Genomic DNA, 20,169 nt, shown 5'->3' with positions numbered 1-20,169 from the left:
GGGCACGAATTATGCTTGAAACGTTAGCCTTGATGGGACACGGCTTCGTAAACGCGATGTCCCTCAGCAATCTGCTGTTTATGGCCGGCGGCACCGCCATTGGCATCATCATCGGCTGCCTGCCCGGCCTGTCCGCCGCCATGGGCGTTGCGCTGCTGCTGCCCATGACCTTTACCATGGCCCCGGAAACGGGACTGATCGTGCTGGGCGCTATCTACTGCGGTGCGATCTTCGGCGGCTCCATCTCCGCCATTCTGATCCACACGCCGGGCACCCCCGCCTCTGCCGCCACCGCCATTGAGGGCTACCAGCTCACCTTGCAGGGGAAGGCGGGCAAGGCGCTGGCCGTGGCCTGCTTCTCCTCCTTCTGCGGTGGCCTGCTCTCCTGCATCTCCCTGTACTTTTTCGCTCCGCTGCTGGCGCAGCTGGCCATGAAATTCGGTTCTCCGGAATATTTCTGGCTTTCGATCTTCGGCCTGACCATCATTGCGGGCGTGGCGTCCAAGTCCCTGCTGAAGGGCCTGATCTCCGGTGCGCTGGGCCTGTTGCTGTCCACCATCGGCATGGACCCCATGGAGGGCGCTCAGCGGTTCATGTTCGGACAGGCTTCTTTGTACGAGGGCATTAACACCACCTGCGCCCTGATCGGTCTGTTCTCCATGTCTCAGGTGCTGATCCTGGCGGAGAAGAAGATCAAGCAGCGGGCAAAGGCAGCCAAGTTCAGCGACAAGATCACCCTGAGCGGCAAGGAGATCAAGCGGATCACCCCCACCATCCTCCGTTCCTGGGTCATCGGCAACCTGATCGGTATCCTTCCCGGCGCGGGCGCATCCATCGCCTGCTTCCTGGGCTATAATACCTCCCGGCAGTTCTCTCATCACAAAGAGGAGTTCGGGAAAGGCTCCATCGAGGGCGTGGCAGGTTCCGAGGCAGCTAACAACGCCGTGACCGGCGGCTCCCTGATCCCCATGCTGACGCTGGGCATTCCCGGCGAGTCCGTGACCGCCGTGCTCATGGGCGGACTGATCATTCAGGGACTCCAGCCGGGACCGGAGCTGTTTACCCGTTATGCGCCGATGACCTACACCTTCTTCGCGGGTTTTGTGCTGGTCCAGTTCTTTATGCTGGGCATCGGCCTTCTGGGCTGCCGTGGCTTCGCGCAGATCTCCCGCCTTTCCGACGCCATCCTGATCCCCAGCGTGGCCGTCCTGTGCGTGGTGGGCTCCTTCGCCATCCATAAGAACTTTTTCGATGTGGTCATCATGATGATCTTCGGCGTGCTGGGCTATCTGGTCCGCAAGTTCGATCTGAACCCGGCGGCCATCGTGCTGGCCCTGATCCTGGGGCCCATCGGCGAAAACGGCCTGCGCCGCTCCCTGCGGCTGTCCGGCGGCAGCCCGGCCATCCTGTTCTCCACGCCCCTCTGCTGGGTGCTGATCGCCCTGTGCGTGTTCGGCGTCTGCTCTCCCATTTTCATGAACCGCATGGAGAAAAAGGCCGTGGAAGATGCCGGCGGCGACATTCCCAATGAAACCGGGGATGATCCCGTCCGCACTTCCGACTGACGGACTTTCCGAAAAAACACAGGACACGGCAGTATTGCCGTGTCCTGTGTTTTATTCGCCAAGAGTATTGACGCCTACCGGACGGGTAAAAAGTTCTTGGCTAAAATCAGCGTGGACGATACCAGCGTCCTGAGCGACAGCTCGGAGAACATCATCACCCTTGTCACCTGCGTGATGAATCCGCCGGATTACCGCTAGTGCGTGCAGGCTCGACAAAAGTAGTATTGATGTGAATAACTTCGACAAGAAAAAAGTTATTCACATTGATGTTAAAAACTTTACTTAATGATGAAGGTGTGCTATCATGGCTTCAAAAGGTGGTGACAGAATCATGGAGTTAAAAAACAGATCGCAGTACCTTGATAAGCTCATTTCCGTTCAGGATATGGAGGTCATCAAGGTCGTGACCGGAATCCGGCGCTGCGGCAAATCCAGCCTGCTGAAATTGATGATGGCACATCTGCGGGAACAGGGCGTCATGGAGGAACAGATCCTCTCGATGAACTTTGAGTCCATGCAGTTTGCCGATATGGACAGCAAAAGCCTTTATCAGTATGTGATGGAACGCGCACCCAAGGGCAAGCGGCTCTACCTCTTTTTAGATGAGGTGCAGAAGGTTCGGGACTGGCAGGATGCCGTTAATTCCTTCCGTGTGGATCTATATTGCGACATTTATGTGACCGGTTCCAACGCCTACCTGCTGTCCTCCGAACTGTCCACATATCTGTCCGGGCGCTATGTGGAGATCAAAATGCTGCCGCTGTCCTTCCGGGAATTTCTGGACTTCCATGGCTATTTGCTGGAGGAGTACAAAGCCCCCAACGGCAATGTGAAACAGCGCGCCAGGGGAAAAGACGGTGAAGCGTATGAGCTGCGCGACCTGTTTGAGGCCTACGCACAGTTTGGCGGTATGCCCGCGCTGGCCGAGGCGGAGCTGGATCAGGAGCGCGCCAATATGCTGCTGGACGGCATTTATTCTGCTGTGGTCGTGCGGGACATTCTGGAGCGCGGCAAACGGAAAGAACAGCGGGCCGTCACCGACGCGCTGCTGCTTCGCAAGATCGTTCTGTTTCTGGCTGACAACATCGGCAACAACACGTCGGCTGCGTCCATCGGGCGCACCCTTGTCAGCGAGGGCCTGTTGGACGATGGCAGAAAGACCAAGCCTGCGGTGCAGACCATCTCTGCCTATATCGACGCACTGTTGGAGTCCTATATCTTTTATGAGGTCAAGCGGTTTGACATCAAGGGAAAGGACTACCTGCGGACGCTGGGCAAATACTATATCGTCGATCCCGGCCTCCGCACCTATCTGTTAGGAAACCGGGGCGGCGATGTGGGACACATTCTGGAAAACATCGTCTATTTTGAACTGCTGCGACGCGGGTATGAGGTGGCTATCGGCAAGGTCGGTGAAAAGGAGATCGACTTCATCGCAACGAAGATGAACGAGAAAAGGTATATCCAAGTCACCGACAACATGAACGCCTCCGAAACCCGCACACGGGAACTTGCACCGCTGCAAGCTGTTCAGGACAATTACGAGAAAACCGTGATTGCCATGGACTGCGACCTCATCAGCGACGTGGATGGTATTAAAATCGTAAAGGCGCTGGACTTCCTGCTCAGCGAAGTGTAACTAAAAATCCGCTCTGAAAAATCAGGGCGGATTTTTTTGATACACGCCGACTTTTACTTTAGCCGTGGGGGAGGGTCAATCCTGAAAGAAGATCCTGTCGAACCGGTCCATGACGTCCTCCATCGTATCGCTGATCTCCTGCTCATTGACCGGAAGGCGGGAATCCAGCACAGTCTGAATGGAGTCAGGCGTGTTTCCAAGGTCATCACGGATGCTGTGGAGATGGTGCTCTGTCAGGATCGTCTGCCCTTCTTTGGAGAGGATGTAGTCATAGAGGAGCCGACCGTTTCGCTCGTTGGGACAGCCGGCTACCAGCCCCATGGGGCTGTAGATCGGCACCGTATCCCGCTCCGGAAGGCGGAAGGAGATAGGCTCCCCGGCTTCTTCCATGTTGCTGACGATATAGTCCATGCAGATCCCCACGGCGTACGTCCCGTGTGCGACCTGCAGATGGGTGGCGGTGGAGTTGCTCTCAAGCATGCAGCCGTTTTCCCGCAGACGCTCAAAATACGCCGTTCCGTAGGCAGGGGAATTCATCAGCGCGCCGACGAAGTATTTGATGCTGCCGGAGCTGCCCGGGTCCGTCATCACGATCTGCCCGTTCCATCTGGGATCCAGCAGATCGTCCCAGGTCCGGGGCGCGTCCTCCTCGGAGACCAGATCCGTGTTGTAGGCGATGACCGCCGACATCAGCCGTCCGCCGATGTAGTAATGGTGCTCATCCATGAAGGCCTCGTTGATATTGATGGCCTGCGGCGAGATATAGGGGGAGAGATACCGGTTTTCCTTCAGCTTTCTGTAATCCGACGGAGCGCCGGTCCAGACCAGATCGGCGGAGATCTCTCCGGACTGCATTTCCGTGGCCAGCTTGGTCAGGACCTTGTTGGTTCCCGCGAAGAAGTAGTTCATGGTGATCTGGGGGTACTTCTCCTCAAAGCCCTCCTTAATGGCCTGAATTTCCTCCTCCTGCATGGAACAGTACAGCGTAACGGTTCCGGAGTACCCGGCCATGGACGGCGGGGCCTCAGCCGGCCGTGGGCTGCCGGCGCATCCGGCGGTACAGCACACCAATATCAGGCAGGCCGCGATCCTTTTGAAGATCCTGTATGCGTTCATGCCGAAGTACCTCCGTCAAACAGATGTCAATGTGACTATCTTACCTGATTTCCCAACGGAAGTAAAGTTGCGGCATCGTTGTTTTTTTGCTATACTGAACTTCAATACCGAGAAAGGGCGTGAGTGCTTGCGTACAACGATCAATATGTCTCCAATTTACAATCTGCTTCGTCGCCACGCAAAAACCTTTCTCACCGCCTTTGCCTGCATTCTGATCGCTGTCGCGTGCATTCTGGGCCTGGTCTACTCCGCGTTTCAGTCTGTGGTGCTGGACTCCGTGGCCCTGCAGCACCGGGATTTCGTGGGGCAGCTGGACTCCATTTCGGGGATCCTTTCCGCCACTGTCCGAAACTACGGGATGCAGGTATTCTACGCCCCGTCCGTCCTGACGCTGCGGGGAGACAAGACGTTAGACAAAATGGGACAGGTCTACGCGCTGCGGGAGTTGGATTCCTATGTCAGCAGCAACGATTTTGTAGACTCCATTCAGGTCTATAACCGGGATACCGGATTTATTTACTCCACAGATTCCAACGTGATCAGCGCCCCCATTGACAAATACGCGGATCAGGATGCGGCGGAACTGTTTCGCTCCCTGACCCCCGATCTCCGGATGCGGCCCATCCGCCGCACCGCCTTTTCGGACGATCCCGTCCGGGTCCGCTCCTACTTCTCCTTTTTGTTTTTTGAGACAACCTCCGAAGATGAGCCCACCGGCGGCGCACTGATGCTGAATGTGGACTATGACCGGTATCTGAACACGCTCCTGTCCTTTAACGGGCAGGGGGACTGCATGCTGCTGGATGAGACGGGAGCACTTCTCACCGCCGGCCGGGAGGAGCTTCAGCCCTTGATCCCGCTGTTTTTCGGCGAGATCAGCAGGGAGGGGCAGGCGGACAGCGGGTATATCCTGAAGCGGATCAACGGCGAGCAGACCGTCTGCCTGTATTGCCGACTGGACACCTCCCGCTGGCACTATCTGAAGATCACGCCGCTGAAGGCATGTGTTCCCAAGCTGCTGGAGCTGAAAAACGCCCTGATCGTCTGCATTGTGATCGGCTTTGCGCTGCTGGCGATCTGCAGTCTGGGGGTGCTCCTGTTCCTTTACTTCCCGGTCTATCAGGTCCGGGCAGCTCTGCGGAACATCGGGATGGAAAATAGGGGAGAGCTTGCGGGGCAGGTCTCACAGCTGGCGCAGCAGTCCGAAGCGCACCGCAAGGCCAGCGCATTGCAATCCCTTCTGGAGGGGCAGGATCTCAGCCTGCTGCCGGAATTGCCGCCGCCCTATACGCTGGTGCTGATGGAAACGGGACACGCGCAGTCCGCGCTGAAGCAGACCTGCACGGATGTATCCGCACTGACCTATCATCAGGACGGCTGCGAGGTGGTCCTGTTCTTCGGAGAAGAGCGGGAGACCGTTCTTGCAATCTGCCGGGAACGGGCCGACCAGTCCAGCATCTACTGTTTCTGCGGCTCTGAGAGGACCACGTTCCCACAGGTGGCGGCGTGCTATCAGGTGCTGTGTGAAATGCGCCGCCAGAAATTCTGGGCAGCGGACCGGCACTGCTGGCTGGAGGAAGACTTTACACCCCGCCGTCCCCACAGCAGCTTTACGGAGCAAATGAGCGCGGAGCTGGCTTCCGCCCTGCGGGGGAGCGATCTGGAGCAGATCCAGAGACTGTGGCAGCAGATTCAGGACAGTATCCGGGAGGACCGCTTCCAGGACCAGCTTTTTGCCTTCCAACGGATCGTTTCACTGATGGAAAAACAGCTGCCTGCGTTAAAACCGCTGGTTTCCGACAATTTCTGGGCAACGCTGAAGGATATCCGGACGTTGGATGCCATATTTTCTGATGCTTTCCGGAAAATCGTCCAGAACAATCGAGAACTGCATAGACAGCACATTGATCAGCTGGCGTCTCAAGTGGTTCGCCAGATCGAACAGTCGTATGCGGATTCGGATCTCTCACCCACCCGGATCGCCGACTCGCTGGGGATGAGCAGCGCGTATCTTGGGCGGATCTTCCGGGAGAGTACGCAGACCTCCATCAGTCAATACCTGAACCAGACCCGGATCCGCCGTGCGGAGGAACTGCTGAGGGAGACCGAGCAGCCGGTGGAGACCGTTGCGGGACTGGTCGGGTTCTCCAATCCCAAGTACTTTTATGTGGTATTCAAAAATATCACGGGGCAGACGCCGCTGCAATTCAGAAAGGCGGTCCATTCCGCCTCCGAAAAAAACTGATCCACGGAGCTGCCAGCCAGCAAACGAGGGAAAAAGATACGGGCCGGTCAGAAGTATTTCTGGCCGGCCCTGTTTGCGCTGGAGAGGGGAAGGAGGGGGATCAACGTTGACTATTGCTGTCTTGCCCACACTAAACAGCCGTTTTTGCCACTTGTAATATGTTTGACTACAGATACCATGCTCTTTGCACCATGCCAGTACGCTCTGCCCACTGTTTCTACATTCTGTGACCCGTTCGGCCCATATCGCCAGTTTGTTCTGCTCATTTAACTGCCGAAGTTCTCCCATTGTGATCTACCTCCGTTTTTCGCGTAGAGTCCACGCATAGCGCGTGGACTCTACGTTCTATACGGTGGTATTCTCTCATTTTCGCGGGTAACCTTGAATCCGCCGCTACACTTGACGCTTACGAGATGCCGCTGAAAACAAAAAACGCCTACCGCACCCTGCCGCTGTCGGTAGACGCGATAGACGTTCTGATGCAACAAAGAAGAAAAACGGGTAACAGCGAATGGGTATTTCCGTCCCCAACCGGAGGCCCCATGTCACCGGATAGCGTGTTGCATATGCTGCACCGAGTCCTGAAGCGGGCAGGGTTGCCGAAGGTGCGTTTCCATGACCTGCGCCACACCTTCGCAACGCTGGCACTGCAAAACGGTGTGGACATCAAAACTGTGTCTGGTATGCTGGGGCATTTTTCAGCAGGCTTCACGCTGGACACTTACGCTCATGTAACGACCTCGGCCAAGCGTGAAGCGGCAAAAACAATGGGCAATATCCTATCCCGTACGGTATAGACCTTTCCGCTATCCGCTCCCGTTTGGGTCAGCGTTTGGGTCAGAAAAATCGGCAAGCAAGTTATTGCGCGCAAAAGTGCGGAAAAAGTCCTGATTTCGCAAGAAATCAGGACTTTCTGGCAGGTGCGACCGATTTAGATACCTGGCGACTTCGGCCTTGGAATCCACTTATATCAGTAATTTCAAGCATTTTGCTCTTTCAATAATTGCAACGCACGGTGGTCTCATTGCTACTTGGCTGCAAAACAGGTTGAGACCAAAATAGATACATGGCATTCTGCCTTTGATATTTTGCTGTGCAGTCAGTTGCCCATGTCGCAACAAGGGCTTCATGGAAGAAATCTGCGCTTGACTTCTCCGTTGTCCAGGGTTACACGTTCTCCCGTAGAGCAGATGTCCTCTCCCACCGTGGCCGAATATGCGTCGTAGGTCTGGAGAAAGGCATCGGCTCTTTTTGCATCCAATGAGATCATGCTCTTTGTCATACTTAATTGGTTTTGCAATACTTGCGGTCAAGCAAGTCAATGGAATGCTTCGTTGGTGGATAATCATATTCGTATAAGTCTCGGAAAATCCGAGGCAATTTTTTTAACCTGAAATTCAGGTCTTGGAGGTCAAAGACAGAGAGATCCACTTCTGATGTTCCCAACCACTCCCGCATAGACTGATATTCGGGACTCGATTTCTGCTGGAACACTTCTCTTAAGTGTTCCAGACCAGCTGGGCCACCACAGTCTTCGATGATACCAAAGCCTTGGCCTTCAAGCACCCGAGGCAGTTCCTTGCCCGGTAATTCGCTATCTTCGAAGACTTCCTCCAGTCGCAGCACTACTTCCCAGCCATCGCCGTAATCATAGAAGAAGTGAAAGGTTGCGTCACCTCTGCTGGTAAATCTGCGAAGTGTCATTTCCGTAGCCGCATAAGTATTGCTGATCATCGTTTCAGGGAATGAGTCGCCACCGGCAATATCATATCGCAGGATCTTGTCTGGCTCGCTTTGGTATGCAGGATCATCGTCAGGCATATTCTCATTCACAGAGTATTCAAGATGGAACAGATGGCTACCCTTCATCTCAAACAAAGTCATCGTAACATAGCCAAGCTGCGCCAGGGTGATGTTTCCTGCCACTTGAAAGCGGCGCCATATCAACGGCTTGTAATCCTTCAATTCAGCGTAGAACTGATAAATCGGCTGACTCGCCACCGGCATTACCTCCATCATTCACTTTTCTCTTTGGTTGTTTTGCTTCTTTGCTCTGCTCGCCACCCCTCATGGCTGGCAATGTACTCGATGACAGCAGAGACAGTCATCTTTTTCCCTTTGAATTGGGTATGAGCCTTAACATAGTGTCCTGTTAGATACTTCGTGTTGGGCGTATTTTCGTGATAAAGGGTCTTGTACTTTTCATGATAATCAAAGCACCAGTCTGCCAAAGGGGTTGTGATGATTACTGACTGGTACAGAAATCGACAGGTGAACCCATGCCTCGCACATTGGTCGGATATACTCTTTTTCAGGTCTTCTTCCTCCTGGCGACGCCTTAGTTCAGCCTGTGTCTTCCTCGTCAGGACTCTTGTATGGTTTTGATCACTATCGCAAACCTTGCAATGTGCGACAAACACTTCGCCATATTCGGGATAAGGTTCTTCTTTGAATTGGCGTGTTTTTTTGAGACCGCAATTCAAACACTCGCACACGAACTGTCGCATATAGAATCTACTCCCAGATTGTTTAGTATACGGTCAGAGGGAAATAGAATGATCTAATAGGCTCCTACCTACACGCGAGGCTGTCTGCCCAAACTGACAGTTCCTCCTTCTTTGCGGTTGACTTCCACACCTTGCCTTCGAGTAATGTGGCACCGGTGCAGCTAGGCTTTAACGCCTCATTCGTCTTACCCATACCGCTTCCACCAGAGGTAGCAAAGGGGATGATTGTTTTGCCAGTCAGATCATAGCTTTCCAGAAAAGCATTGACGATGGTGGGCGCAATGTACCACCAAATTGGAAACTCTACGAAGATGGTATCATACTCATCCATATTGTCACGCTTTTTCGCGATTGCAGGACGAGAGGTGGGGTCACTCATCTCAAGGCTACTTCTAGACTTTTTGTTTGTCCAATCAAGATCAGCACTTGTATAGATGACTTCCGGTCTAATCTCAAAAAGATTAGCGCCGATGGAATCGGCCAGATTTTCGGCGACCTTAGCGGTAATGCCACTGGCCGAGAAATAGGCCACAAGTTTTTTGCTCACAATGATCGCTCCTCAATTTGTGTTTGTTTTTTTATCATAGCACAAAGACTCGGAGATAACAATGTGTGGCCTGTGTTATTACTCATCTTCAACATGGAACGAATTTCATCCCCTATGTAGAATCGCCCTCACATGGAGCGGGCCACCCGAGCCTGAGTGTCGAGGTTTTCAATCAAGGTAAGAACATGAGCAATAGATTGCCGCCGTGCTTTCTTTGCGGCCCTCTTCTGCTCCTTGCGATAGCGCTTCGTTCCTTTCATTGGCGGAGGGCTATTTTTCTTTGACTGAACAGGATAGAGGGGGTGCATATTACGGTAGAGGTCATGGTCGCTGATGTACTCAAGGTAGCCGGAAATCGTGTTCTGGCTAACCCACTGAAGGTGATATCCAGGCACAGGGCCTGTCTTCTTGTCGCCGAGGGTGTTTTTATGATAAAGCACGACCTCATTGCCTTTGCCAGAGGGGATGATCCGCCAGTCGCTGATTGGTGTTGAAATGCCAATAAACCGATCTTTGAAAAACACAGAGGCGGCATGGCTCTGGCAGTATCCCTGCAACACATCGCTCTCCTTACGGTAGAGCTTGGCGATAGGGCTGCAATGTCGGCAAAGGCGGTAACCTGCTGCATACGCATCTTCGAGGTTCTCGAAGGAACCGACATCCTCAACGCTGACATTCTGGATATGTTGGCAAGTACTTTGATGGACGATTTTGCTTCTACTTCTTTTGCTATAGTAATACATGGAATAACACCTCTTTTCTTTCTGATGGCGTTATTCTACCGAAGGAGGTGTCCCATATAACGGACTATATCATCACTCTTGGCACTCGTTAACGATAAAATCGTACAGTGCTTCAGGTTCTGTCAGATTCCACTCCTCTGTGTTATCGGAAGACCAGACTTTATAGTCTGGTTCTCCCTCATACAGCCACCAACTGATGTAGTCGTATTTGTCGTTCACCGCTTCTTTGAGGACGAGCATTGCGGCATCGTAAAACTTGTTGTTCACGCCAAACACATAGTGTCCATCCCCGACAAGGTCAAGTGCTTTCGCAAACTGATGATTGATTTCCTGCTGCTCCTGGATGAGTTGGAGCGCCTTCACGAAGGTTTCTTTCGTTATCATTTCTCTCCAAGTTCCTCCTTGGCTTTCATAAGCCATGCGATGGCTTCCTCCTGTGTCTCAGGATCAACCAGCCATTCGAGGAAGCGCACGATCAACCGCTCTACAGTCCATCCCAGAGGCGTAATGATTTCCTTGATCTGAGCCAAGAGTACTTCATCTACCGCAACTTCAATTGTCTCGTACTCGAGTTCAAACCACTTGTAGGGGCAGAAGACACAGGAGTCTTTTCCCTCCTCCGTAACAACAAAGCCAACATTCTCCTTGTCCATGCGGTCAAACAGTTCATCAAGCCGCTTGGGAAGTTCTTCTGCCGGAACCCGCTCCATTTCAGAGAGCGGATGATATTCTCTCAATTTCATTGGTCGGCCTCCATAGTACACAGTTCAGGGTTCCAACCTGCTTTGTGACGGTAGTTGTTCTCCTGCATTTCCTCAAAGGTAACAGGTGCAAAACCGTTGACATCCGCACCGGCATTCAGCATCAGATCGTTCTCCCGAATGAGCGGCCAGTAGTCGGCATCGGTGTTGCCGTGGATGTGACCGAACACCATGTAGCATCTGGTCATGTGCGGCCAGGACATCATGGGGTAATGGCAGAGCGTCATTTGCCGCTTGCCGTCACTAATGAAGTGCAGGTTATTCACGCTCTCGAAGAAGTCTTCGAGGTTGCACTTCTTGACCCAGTCCCTGTCGTGGTTTCCGATGATGAGGTGCTTTTTGCCCTTGAGCTGCTTCAGGTACTCTTCGGCAGGCTTCTCGTTTCGGAACAACAGGTCGCCAAGAATATAGACGGTATCGCCGTTGGTAACCTTGGCATTCCAGTTTCGGATTAGTGTTTCGTCCATCTCCTCGATGGTGGCAAACGGCCTGTTGCATAGGCGGATAATATTGCGGTGACCGAGGTGCAGGTCACTGGTGAAGTAATTCATGGTGTTTCACCACTCTTTCTTATAAGCTGAGTTTTTCTGCGGCGGCTCGGAGTGATAGGAGTTGGTTGTGCAGCGCGGCACTGTGCGCCGGGGTCGATTCGTTGGCGACACGGCAGTAGATGCAGCATTTACTCATGTGCATTCTCCTTTAGTTTCACAGGTTTGATCGGTTGCCACTCAATCAGGGCAATCTCGGCATCCGGGTTCTCATGATTCAGATGTCTGAAGGAGTCAACATCCTCGCCGGGGAATCTGCTGTGGCAGTAGAACGGCATCACTTCATTCGGTACAATACCCACTCGCTCCAGGCCGAGCAAGCGCTTCTTTATAAACTCTGCACCATAGATGATCACCGGCAGGCCTGCATGCTTGAGGGCCAGATAGAACTTGATTGCCTCCACACAGCGTCCATAGGATTTTGCGGCAAGGGCAAGGTGATAGCAGCCCTCGGCCACTCGGCCCAACCCCACATAGAGGGATACATGTGTGGAGTTACCACCTCTGCAAACCTCCCAAGGATGACCGCCCTTTTCCCGATTCTCCAGCCAATCTGCAAAAGCCTCGGCTGAGTCGGGGTCGATCTTCTTCAGACCATCATCTCTTCCGTCGGCATGCCTGTAGTACTGCGCTTTGGGTGCAAAGGCCTGACCATCGTAATTGTTGGCAGCATAGCCCAAGGCGCAAAACCGATAGAAGTCATTTGCTGTCATCTCTTTCAGCTCAGGCAAACCGGTGCAGTCTTCAGTTCCGGTGGCAAGGAACTCATCCACATCTTCTTGGGTCAGGGCTTCGAAGAAGGATTCTTTTTCCTCGGGATACAGCTTCCAAAGGCCTGCGCGAGTGATTACACCTGTCCGGTGTTTGTAAGGCAGCAGACGAGCCACACTCTCGTTATATGTGCCATTCCGTACAGCTTCGATGGTCAACTTCACAGCATCGACCAGCCATTCGGTGAATTCGGAAATGTCATGTGTATAGCCAGACTCCAGTCGCTTGTCCATCTCGAGTACCTGCTTGTTGCTCAGAAAGACACAGCGATATTTGATGTCAGTATGCTCAACGGCAACGAAGCGATACCACTCGACTTCGTCAGGAAACTCAGACTTCCAATAGTCTTCGTACTCTTTCTGGTTCTTGACAGTTCCATCTTTGAGGTTTTCTTCATAGGTTCCGTATTGCTTTGCGAAGTCATCAATGGTCCCTCTCCTGGCGCACAACCAAAGCTCTTTAGCTCCATCCTCATCATCTGTTTCCACATCCTGAAGCATCTGAAAAAGCTCGTCAATCAATCGATAGCTTTTCTCATCATAGCCGAAGGCGAAACCGTATCCGCAGTGGCTGTCTCGCCCCAGCCACTCAACATAGTGCCGAACTTGTACGCTCTTCAATTTCTCGCTGATATCAAACGGCAGACTCATCTTCTTTGATTGCCCTCCTCATTCAGATCCTCTTCGGAGTAGAACTCCTTCATGTCATCCAGACGCAGGCATGCAAGCCTCGTCTTGATGACGATGCCCCACACATCAATCTCCTCATATGCCGCTCCGCAGTCAATATCGATTAGATTTCGTCCGTTCCAGATCGTAGCAGGTTTGGCCAGTTGATGCTCCGTGGTAGGCGTATGGCCGAAGATCACGGTGTAGTCATCGGGGCCACGGTCATGGCTGCGGTATCTGTGCCAGACAGCGAACTCTCTTCCGTCCCGATGCTTCATGCTGGAATTGAGATACTCGTCCTCGGGTGCCGCGTGAGTGAGCAGGTATTTCTGGCCATTCACCATGATCTCGATGTTTACAGGTAGCTTATCGAGATACTCTAAGATCTCCTGGCGCACGGATTTGCGGATATGCTTCAGGTACCTGTGTGTGACGTCACCACCATTACGGTACCAGAGGTTCAGTCGTTTCTCTCGGAGATAATCAGCGTAACCGTCCTCCTCATCGGGGATGTTGTATAGCGCGTCGAGCATCATGTACTCATGGTTGCCCAAGAGCATAACAACATTGGGCATGGCTCTGAGCTGCTGGAGTATGCGGATGCCGTCAGGGTTTCGGTCGATTACATCGCCCAAGATATAGAGGGTATCCTCGGGCTGAAGATTGATCTGTTTCATGACAGAGTCGAAGCGGCGCCGGTGGCCGTGGATATCAGACATTACATAGATCATAGGGGTTCACCTCTTTCTGGGTAACACGAACATATACCATATTTCTTTGGGTAAAGCTAGTCTAAATTCAGAAGAATGTGACAATCTCTTCGTTCATCCAGAAGTGGACTTGCTTATCACCATATTCAGGGTCAACTTCATAGTGGATACGGCAGAAGTATTTGCACTCTTCGCAAGTATTCTCCCGCGCTACTTCAAAGGGTTGTCCTGCCTTAGCCAGAGGACAGATATCGCTCAGTTCAATGTTCGTAAGCTTCGATGCAAGACAGGTATGCTCATGGTTGAAGCTGTCGAACTGGCTGGGCTTGTACATGGGGTACGGCCAGCGTAGGTAGTGCCGAAAGATATGGCAAGCGTTCTTCAGGTTGGAGAGTTTGCTTCTCAGGTTATTCATTCTCGTCCTCCTCATCTTTGGTGTCGAACTGCATTCTCCATAAGTAAATGTGTTCGCCAACCATTTGCAGATGCTTGTAGAAGATGTGCCGGCACAGCCGCTTGTAGATTTCGAGGAACCGTAAATCATCACCAAAGTCAAGCAGGCCATCCATGATATGCTCTAATTCCCTCTCATCTGTGATGTGGCCAGCCACAGCGGAGTCGACCAGTGCTGTGTACTGCGCCAACGCCTGGTCTGTAAGTTTATTTAGTGCTTCTACAGTTTCCTTGGCCGCTTCCAAGGCTTCGCTGTAGCGATTGTTATCTGGAACGCCGTCATTTTTTTCAATGTAGGGTTTCATGGCTGTTTCCTCGTCATATTTATTGATTCCATCAACATTTCGTTTTTCACTTTTGCCTCAGATTCCATCATTTCTTCTGCAAGAGAAGATGCCGGGCCTCAATGGTAATCATTGAAAGTTGTGTGTATTTCTTGATTCTGCCATCGGGTACTTCGTCTATGATCATCCAAAGCGAAATTTCAGCCTTGGCGAAGTTGATATGCTCCATGGCTTCCTCTATTCTATAGCATTTTCCGCTCTCGAAAAGGTTATTTAAGAGCTTCCGGAAATCCTGCAATCGCGTTCTATCCATAGCCTTCACAGCCTCCTCTCTGACATTAATATCTGCTTCGTTTACATCTCTACGAGCATCTGTTAATTCAGCCATCTCCAAATATATCGTTGCAGAATTCGCTGAAGTCAGGGTTTGGGGCGGCTCTGAAGGCTTCCCAGTCCGCTTGCGCTTCTGCGAGTGTTTTGAAATTCTTTTCTGGTTCGGCCAATCGATTCCACATCAGCGGCAGATCGTCGACCTCCAGCATTTCAGGGAACCCCCACAGCATACCGCCTGCCGGTGTTTGCTCGTTTGGATCTGTGCCATACTTGAGACTGTAGAACTTGGCCATGAAGCATCGGTAGTATCGGTCTTTACATCGTAGCCAGAGGTGTTCGGATTCCACCTTTTCACAACTCATGAAGTACGGCCACTGCCAGGTGTTGAGATGCTCCCAAGCCAGTTTTTCGGCGGTATAGCTCTCTCGGTAGAGCAGGGTCACCTTATCGAGGAAGCGAACCTCCTGATAAGCAACATTGTGGGTGATGTTGTGCTGCCCCGATTGGTATGCGCGGAAGGTTTTGGTGAGTGAAGAGAATCGCTCAGCAAAGCACTTCTCAACCTCGATGGCCTTTATCCACCCTTCCAAGTCCGACATAGTCCCGAAGTAGGCTTTATCGAAACTGGTGAAGGATGCTGCGGAGTAGTCATCCAGCAGGATTCGATAGTATTGTTGGTCACTCATTATCATTCCTCTGCAATTTCGAAGTCGTGGAACAGGAAGTGGAGTTTGTCGACCCGTTTGCTGATGTGCCAGTGGCCACAGTACCAGCGCTCGTAGTAGAGGCGGCTCTCAATGTTGTCCAGCCACTTTTCGGTGGAGTCATCTACACTGTCCTGATTGATCATGGGCAGGAAGGCCTCACGGGGGATGTACTTGTATGGACAAGTATGAGACAGCACCGTGTCGACTACAAAACCACACTCTTCCATCTTATGCCAGCAGGCTTCCTTGATCTCATCGGAAGGCTGTTCGTCCGGCCACCAATTGAAGCCTCTCATCAGCCGATAATACTTGTCCACACTGTAGGCACCACCCAACACAAGGTGCGCTCTGCCACCCAGCGTGAAGACCTCACCGTCCCTGGCGAAGAGCAGCTTGGGATAGGCCTCTTCATCTGGATACTGCCGACGAAAGATTTTCTTTGGGCGCCTCTTTCATGACCACGATGTGGAAAGAATTTGAAGCCCACCAGAGACGAGCAAATGCGATTTGTCGCGCAGAGCAAGATTACAAAGGACACCCTCTCATCGATTTTCTCTGTGATGATTTATTGGACAATCCGTAGGAAGACTCAGTACAGTGTCCACCAGTAATCAAACAGGCGGCGGTACTCATTGCCCTTCCTCACAAGGTCGGTGCAGCGGCGAGTTTTCTTTGACGTCAGCCGCTTCATCCATCGCTGACAATGGCTGTGCTTCGGATATTTGATGTACTTGCCAGAGTGCAGGAGCGTAGTGCTATCAAAGCCGCAGTCCACATACCCGGCGTGAGGAATATAGTATCTCTGGATGATCCGCAAGAGTCGGTCATCCTTCTTCACTCGGTTCTCTCGGGCATACGGTCTACGGCTTTGCTTCTGCTGGGTGGGATTCTCACTCAGCAAATTGGTGATCTTCTCGTTTAATTCGATTTCTGTCATAAGCTTTACCATTCGGTACGATGCGCGTAACAGGCGAGATGCCATTCCAGGAGCCTCGCTGTTTTGCGTTGTACTCCTTTCTTTGCTTTTTGCTCTGCTTATGCAGAGGGACGAGCTTCCTCATGTTGTAATTCACCTCCTGACTTCCAGGCTGCCGCTATCTTGTTTTTGAGTCCTTCGCAGAACTGAATATAATCTGTATGACCACGCAGGAGCATCTTTCGAGGTAGTTCATTCATGGCGCTTTCGAAGGCTCCTGTATCACGCTTTCTGCACTTACAGAAAATTACGCAATAGGGTCCGTCCGGGCAAATGTACTCCTGACCGAACCACACGCGGACTTCATTCTTGACAAAGAGTTGGTCTGCCAGATAGTCTGTCGTGTCAATGATTGCGTAATAGGAATACAACAGAGAAAACTTTCGGATCGTCCAGTAGTTAAGATTCCGTTCCTTTTCCATTTGAATGCACCTCGAAAATATAACATTTAGATTACATCGGGCCGAAAAGTCTTGCTTTTCAAAATCAAATAGATTATTCTTAAATACTTCCCACTGGGAAATCTTGAATGGAGGCGATTGCCATGATGAAGAAGCCTTTTCCGGTCATTGACCCTGTAGCCACCGGCGCAAACATCGTGCGTCTGCGTGAGGATCGGGGACTCACTGTCCGAGATCTGCAAACCTACTTTGGCTTTGAAGAGCCTCGTGCCATCTACAAGTGGCAGACTGGCCAAAGCCTTCCGACCGTCGACAACCTGTACGCTCTCGGTGCCTTGCTCGATGTAACTATGGATGAGATCCTGGTGCAAACGAGGCCAAAATTGAATATCTTAGTGAATGAGCAGCAGGCCAAAGCAGCCTGCTGCTCTCCGCGTTTTTGGGGTAGATTGACACAGCTATTGGGGGTGCGACGGAAGTCTAAGATCATTTGAACCATTTGTTGTGCGGGCTGTGAGTGTTAGGGTTCTGCAAGCAGAACGGCAGCATTCAGTTTCCAGCACGATCATTATGCCTGTTATAGCAATAGGATAACCAATCCTATTTTCGCCCGATTAGAGGCGAAATCCTCTTTCGATGGAGATGTAAGTTTGTGCTGAACGGAATATCGAGTTAGCGAGGATCGAAAGACTGCAGTGCGGTGATCGCTGCTTGATACGGAGCTTGACCTCTTCGGTCTCAAGAGGGTTTTATCCTCTCAATATCCGTATATGGAGCAGTTAAAGACTGCGTGTCTTAAGTATTTATAATCCAAGACTTTCATCTTGCTTAAAGTGTGCAGCACTATAGTTCGTCTGCACCTGAACCGGTCGCCACTCCCTCTTATTCCGTCGCCCCCTCAATAGCTGTGTTCCCCTTTAAGACAGCAAATCAGGCGGTGGCCTGTTTCACTGCGAAGGCCTCGAAGACATCCGAGAAGGTGTCGTTCACATCGAAGGGGGCTTCATAGGCCACCTGGGTATTGACCACTGCCGCATCGATCTGGCCGGAGATCTCGTCGGACTTCTTGCTCAGGTCAGCACACATCTTGCGCACCTTGTTGCGGTCGAAGTTGATGGTGACCACCTTCTTCACGTCGCAGCGGTAGGAGACCTGATTACCTTCGTTGTTGAAGCGAAAGCCGGTGCCACCGTTAGGGATCAGCGTTTCGGAGTTACGCACCTCGGTCATGCGGCGGAACAGACCGGCCAGTTCCTGACGTGTGCTGTTGAGTCCAATCTCGCCGTCGAGACCAGCCTGCAGGTCGAGAGTGGCCTTTGCCTGGTAGATGGCGGCGCCCAGTTTCTCTTTCTCCGTCATCAGATAGAGCAGGAACTCAGCCACGCAGGTGATTTGTTCGCTGTATTCGGAGGTGGGCTGGTCGACAGTGACTTCATCCTCGGCCTCGGGCATCACCTTCTTGCGCAAATAGGTGTTCTCGACCTTAGTGATGTTCCGAGAGGAGCTCAGAATGTCCTGCGCAGTACCCATCAGGGTCTGTAGCTTGTTCTGGAACCGGAATGCGTCTTTCATGTTCATATAGCAATCAACTCCTTCGTTTGTTGTTTCACTGACTTCATAATAATGTGGATTTACGCGTTTGTCATTGAACTGCTGGTTCAATCTGCTTGTTTATACTTCTGGGGCTCAGCGACACATTGGTAGAGGATGGCTCCGCACTGTCGGCAGAGGAGATAGCGAAGGCGATTTCCTGACAGGCCACGCTTGCGGAAGGTGACTAGTGCCTCGCCATGCTGCCAGCCCTCACCAATGTCACGAGAACCGCAATACTGGCATTGCGTAACAGGAAGTTTGTTCTCCATGTTGTAGCTCCTTTCTCGGATCATTTCAAGGATTCTTCGATTTCATAGCCACCGCCGAAGATGATGGTGAGTTTACCGTCCGAGTGTACTTTAATGCACTCGATCATCTGCCGGACGATGGAGTCATCATATTGATCGCTATTCTGTTCCCTCTGCTCGATCACCTTCTGGATCTGCTCGAGACGCTCTTGCCGGGACATATCATTGGCTAAGCTGTCCTGGATGGCGGCGATACGGCGGTTAAGCTGCTCAATCTGTTCGGAGATGTCTTTAAATTCATCCTCGTTGCTTTCCATATCACCGCCGCTCTGGATTGTCTCGTTGACCAGAGTTATCATGCGCTTGTTAAGCGTCTCGACTCGTCTGGTGAGCAGGTCAATCTCATCTGAGCCGCCGTTGATGCCGATGGCATCGCCAATGGTGGCTTTCATCAGCGTCAGGTATGTGGACTCGTTCTCTGCATTGAATCGTTTTAGGGCTCGCACAATGGCGGCGTGGAGGTCGTTTTCTTGAACCGTGATGGAGTTAAGACAGTATTTCTTGCCGTAATCCAGTCGATTGATGTACCGCCACACGATACGGCACTAGCCGTGGGATGTCCATGTACAACGACGGTAGCCTCGCTGGGTAAAGACGCCGCCTTCGGATTCCCTGGCTTCCCGCCCGATTTTGGCAAAGTCCAGATGTTCATAGATTTTGTCAGGAAGGGTTTCATATTCTGGCATAAAGCCGTTGCCAGCGTAAAAGCGGCCAAGCTGTTCGTCATCGAATACATCGCTGACCACATGGCAACTCTCTGTGCTGTGCGCAAAGTTGATGAGTTCTTTCACGCCAAAGGGTTCCGGTTTTTGCTCGGCCATCTTCACTAATCCCTCGAAGGCAATGGAATCAACACGGTCGAAGACCGCGAGTTTCTGCGCCAAGGCATTCAGTTCCTCCAACATCGTGTATTCGTCGAAGTGAGGTTCCAGATATCCGAAGGAGCCATAGTTCAGGATTTCCTGATATACGATCTCTTTTGTGCTCTTGATGCCGATCTCGTCTAAGGCATTCAAAAGCCGGTAAGGAGAGGCAGGGAGATCGATTTCAGCATACCGGCCATCGGGCGCTCTATTTGAGCCGATGCATGCTCTCATTACACTACGCAAGGGTCATCCCTCCTTGCTGAGGAACATCCTGCTCATATGCTGCAGGATTGGCGCCTGGTACATTCCAGCCAGCTAATCCCGTGAGTTTTGTTATCCGAGGAGTTTCCCCGAATACAAGGAAACCCCGCGGGTATACACAAAAGTTACAGGATAATCTATTCTCGTAGAAACCAAATAACATCGGT

The 20,169-nt window shown here is 52.0% G+C and carries 27 protein-coding genes and 1 pseudogene; 6 read left to right on the top strand and 22 right to left on the bottom strand.

The annotated features are described in order from the left end of the window. Window positions 1-11 precede the first annotated feature (11 nt). The 3 genes from H8Z83_RS16960 to H8Z83_RS16950 all read left to right on the top strand — a co-directional run bounded on the left by H8Z83_RS16960 (window position 12) and on the right by H8Z83_RS16950 (window position 3,204). Window positions 12-1,565, top strand: coding sequence for a tripartite tricarboxylate transporter permease (locus tag H8Z83_RS16960; protein ID WP_187016151.1), 1,554 nt, complete (start codon window positions 12-14; stop codon window positions 1,563-1,565). Between the two features lie 39 nt (window positions 1,566-1,604). After that, window positions 1,605-1,763: a sortase family protein gene (locus H8Z83_RS16955; RefSeq protein WP_187016150.1), complete on the top strand. Its 159-nt coding sequence runs from the start codon at window positions 1,605-1,607 to the stop codon at window positions 1,761-1,763. Between the two features lie 133 nt (window positions 1,764-1,896). Then, window positions 1,897-3,204 (top strand): ATP-binding protein, encoded by a 1,308-nt coding sequence (locus tag H8Z83_RS16950; RefSeq protein ID WP_243185105.1) that lies wholly within the window; start codon window positions 1,897-1,899, stop codon window positions 3,202-3,204. 75 nt (window positions 3,205-3,279) lie between these two features. Here the strand turns inward: H8Z83_RS16950 and H8Z83_RS16945 are convergent, their stop codons facing one another. Continuing rightward, a complete protein-coding gene (locus tag H8Z83_RS16945; RefSeq protein WP_187016148.1) occupies window positions 3,280-4,320 on the bottom strand; it encodes an ABC transporter substrate-binding protein in 1,041 nt (346 codons plus the stop codon). 127 nt (window positions 4,321-4,447) lie between these two features. Here H8Z83_RS16945 and H8Z83_RS16940 point away from each other — a divergent pair, with 127 nt between their 5' ends. Further along, window positions 4,448-6,565, top strand: coding sequence for a helix-turn-helix domain-containing protein (locus H8Z83_RS16940; RefSeq protein ID WP_187016147.1), 2,118 nt, complete (start codon window positions 4,448-4,450; stop codon window positions 6,563-6,565). Window positions 6,566-6,658: 93 nt separating this feature from the next. Here H8Z83_RS16940 and tnpA read toward each other — a convergent pair. Beyond that, window positions 6,659-6,853, bottom strand: a pseudogene (tnpA, locus tag H8Z83_RS20390) (IS66 family insertion sequence element accessory protein TnpA); the annotation flags it as partial. 125 nt (window positions 6,854-6,978) lie between these two features. Here tnpA and H8Z83_RS16935 point away from each other — a divergent pair. Further along, window positions 6,979-7,362, top strand: coding sequence for a tyrosine-type recombinase/integrase (locus H8Z83_RS16935; protein ID WP_243185103.1), 384 nt, complete (start codon window positions 6,979-6,981; stop codon window positions 7,360-7,362). Between the two features lie 487 nt (window positions 7,363-7,849). Here H8Z83_RS16935 and H8Z83_RS16930 read toward each other — a convergent pair whose 3' ends face one another. The 16 genes from H8Z83_RS16930 to H8Z83_RS16855 all read right to left on the bottom strand — a co-directional run bounded on the left by H8Z83_RS16930 (window position 7,850) and on the right by H8Z83_RS16855 (window position 16,995). After that, window positions 7,850-8,584 carry a plasmid pRiA4b ORF-3 family protein gene (locus tag H8Z83_RS16930; protein WP_187016146.1) on the bottom strand — a complete coding sequence of 245 codons (735 nt, stop codon included), beginning with the start codon at window positions 8,582-8,584 and terminating at the stop codon, window positions 7,850-7,852. Next, on the bottom strand, window positions 8,581-9,072 hold the full coding sequence (locus H8Z83_RS16925) for a hypothetical protein (RefSeq protein WP_187016145.1): 492 nt from the start codon (window positions 9,070-9,072) through the stop codon (window positions 8,581-8,583). Before H8Z83_RS16925 ends, H8Z83_RS16930 begins: the two co-directional genes overlap by 4 nt. Window positions 9,073-9,136: 64 nt before the next feature. Next, window positions 9,137-9,619, bottom strand: coding sequence for a flavodoxin (locus tag H8Z83_RS16920; RefSeq protein WP_187016144.1), 483 nt, complete (start codon window positions 9,617-9,619; stop codon window positions 9,137-9,139). A gap of 128 nt (window positions 9,620-9,747) precedes the next feature. Beyond that, on the bottom strand, window positions 9,748-10,362 hold the full coding sequence (locus H8Z83_RS16915; protein ID WP_187016143.1) for an Ada metal-binding domain-containing protein: 615 nt from the start codon (window positions 10,360-10,362) through the stop codon (window positions 9,748-9,750). 72 nt (window positions 10,363-10,434) lie between these two features. Next, window positions 10,435-10,782, bottom strand: coding sequence for a hypothetical protein (locus H8Z83_RS16910; RefSeq protein ID WP_187016142.1), 348 nt, complete (start codon window positions 10,780-10,782; stop codon window positions 10,435-10,437). Next, window positions 10,743-11,105 carry a hypothetical protein gene (locus H8Z83_RS16905; protein ID WP_187016141.1) on the bottom strand — a complete coding sequence of 121 codons (363 nt, stop codon included), beginning with the start codon at window positions 11,103-11,105 and terminating at the stop codon, window positions 10,743-10,745. The genes H8Z83_RS16910 and H8Z83_RS16905 overlap by 40 nt, the downstream gene beginning before the upstream one ends. Next, window positions 11,102-11,674: a metallophosphoesterase gene (locus tag H8Z83_RS16900; protein WP_187016140.1), complete on the bottom strand. Its 573-nt coding sequence runs from the start codon at window positions 11,672-11,674 to the stop codon at window positions 11,102-11,104. The genes H8Z83_RS16905 and H8Z83_RS16900 overlap by 4 nt, the downstream gene beginning before the upstream one ends. Window positions 11,675-11,802: 128 nt before the next feature. Continuing rightward, window positions 11,803-13,092 carry a hypothetical protein gene (locus tag H8Z83_RS16895; protein ID WP_187016139.1) on the bottom strand — a complete coding sequence of 430 codons (1,290 nt, stop codon included), beginning with the start codon at window positions 13,090-13,092 and terminating at the stop codon, window positions 11,803-11,805. After that, entirely contained in the window at window positions 13,089-13,841 is a 753-nt protein-coding gene (locus H8Z83_RS16890) for a metallophosphoesterase (RefSeq protein ID WP_187016138.1), read from the bottom strand. The genes H8Z83_RS16895 and H8Z83_RS16890 overlap by 4 nt, the downstream gene beginning before the upstream one ends. A 67-nt stretch (window positions 13,842-13,908) precedes the next feature. Beyond that, on the bottom strand, window positions 13,909-14,235 hold the full coding sequence (locus tag H8Z83_RS16885) for a hypothetical protein (RefSeq protein WP_187016137.1): 327 nt from the start codon (window positions 14,233-14,235) through the stop codon (window positions 13,909-13,911). Beyond that, entirely contained in the window at window positions 14,228-14,578 is a 351-nt protein-coding gene (locus tag H8Z83_RS16880) for a hypothetical protein (protein WP_187016136.1), read from the bottom strand. Before H8Z83_RS16880 ends, H8Z83_RS16885 begins: the two co-directional genes overlap by 8 nt. A 67-nt stretch (window positions 14,579-14,645) precedes the next feature. Next, window positions 14,646-14,945 (bottom strand): hypothetical protein, encoded by a 300-nt coding sequence (locus H8Z83_RS16875; protein ID WP_187016135.1) that lies wholly within the window; start codon window positions 14,943-14,945, stop codon window positions 14,646-14,648. Further along, the gene (locus H8Z83_RS16870; protein WP_187016134.1) at window positions 14,938-15,576 is read right to left on the bottom strand and encodes a hypothetical protein; all 639 of its coding nucleotides are present in this window, start codon (window positions 15,574-15,576) and stop codon (window positions 14,938-14,940) included. The genes H8Z83_RS16875 and H8Z83_RS16870 overlap by 8 nt, the downstream gene beginning before the upstream one ends. A gap of 2 nt (window positions 15,577-15,578) precedes the next feature. Further along, window positions 15,579-15,914, bottom strand: coding sequence for a hypothetical protein (locus H8Z83_RS16865; RefSeq protein WP_187016133.1), 336 nt, complete (start codon window positions 15,912-15,914; stop codon window positions 15,579-15,581). Window positions 15,915-16,186: 272 nt separating this feature from the next. Beyond that, window positions 16,187-16,534, bottom strand: coding sequence for a hypothetical protein (locus H8Z83_RS16860; RefSeq protein ID WP_187016132.1), 348 nt, complete (start codon window positions 16,532-16,534; stop codon window positions 16,187-16,189). Between the two features lie 98 nt (window positions 16,535-16,632). Then, entirely contained in the window at window positions 16,633-16,995 is a 363-nt protein-coding gene (locus H8Z83_RS16855) for a hypothetical protein (RefSeq protein ID WP_187016131.1), read from the bottom strand. A 122-nt stretch (window positions 16,996-17,117) separates the two neighbouring features. Between H8Z83_RS16855 and H8Z83_RS20255 the strand changes: the two genes are divergently transcribed. Beyond that, the gene (locus H8Z83_RS20255; protein ID WP_337786554.1) at window positions 17,118-17,468 is read left to right on the top strand and encodes a helix-turn-helix domain-containing protein; all 351 of its coding nucleotides are present in this window, start codon (window positions 17,118-17,120) and stop codon (window positions 17,466-17,468) included. Window positions 17,469-17,904: 436 nt separating this feature from the next. Here H8Z83_RS20255 and H8Z83_RS16845 read toward each other — a convergent pair whose 3' ends face one another. From H8Z83_RS16845 to H8Z83_RS16830, 4 genes are all read right to left on the bottom strand, one after another. After that, window positions 17,905-18,552 (bottom strand): hypothetical protein, encoded by a 648-nt coding sequence (locus H8Z83_RS16845; RefSeq protein ID WP_187016130.1) that lies wholly within the window; start codon window positions 18,550-18,552, stop codon window positions 17,905-17,907. 80 nt (window positions 18,553-18,632) lie between these two features. Beyond that, window positions 18,633-18,836, bottom strand: coding sequence for a hypothetical protein (locus H8Z83_RS16840; RefSeq protein ID WP_187016129.1), 204 nt, complete (start codon window positions 18,834-18,836; stop codon window positions 18,633-18,635). 20 nt (window positions 18,837-18,856) lie between these two features. Next, window positions 18,857-19,411, bottom strand: a complete 555-nt coding sequence (locus H8Z83_RS16835) for a coiled-coil domain-containing protein (RefSeq protein ID WP_187016128.1) — start codon at window positions 19,409-19,411, stop codon at window positions 18,857-18,859. Between the two features lie 9 nt (window positions 19,412-19,420). After that, entirely contained in the window at window positions 19,421-19,984 is a 564-nt protein-coding gene (locus tag H8Z83_RS16830; protein ID WP_187016127.1) for an antirestriction protein ArdA, read from the bottom strand. Window positions 19,985-20,169: the final 185 nt, after the last annotated feature.

This window comes from Dysosmobacter segnis (genome assembly GCF_014297285.1).
Classification (GTDB): Bacteria; Bacillota; Clostridia; order Oscillospirales; family Oscillospiraceae; genus Oscillibacter; species Oscillibacter segnis.
Note: the sequence above shows the minus strand (reverse complement) of the source record. Positions and strands in the feature narration are given on the sequence as shown.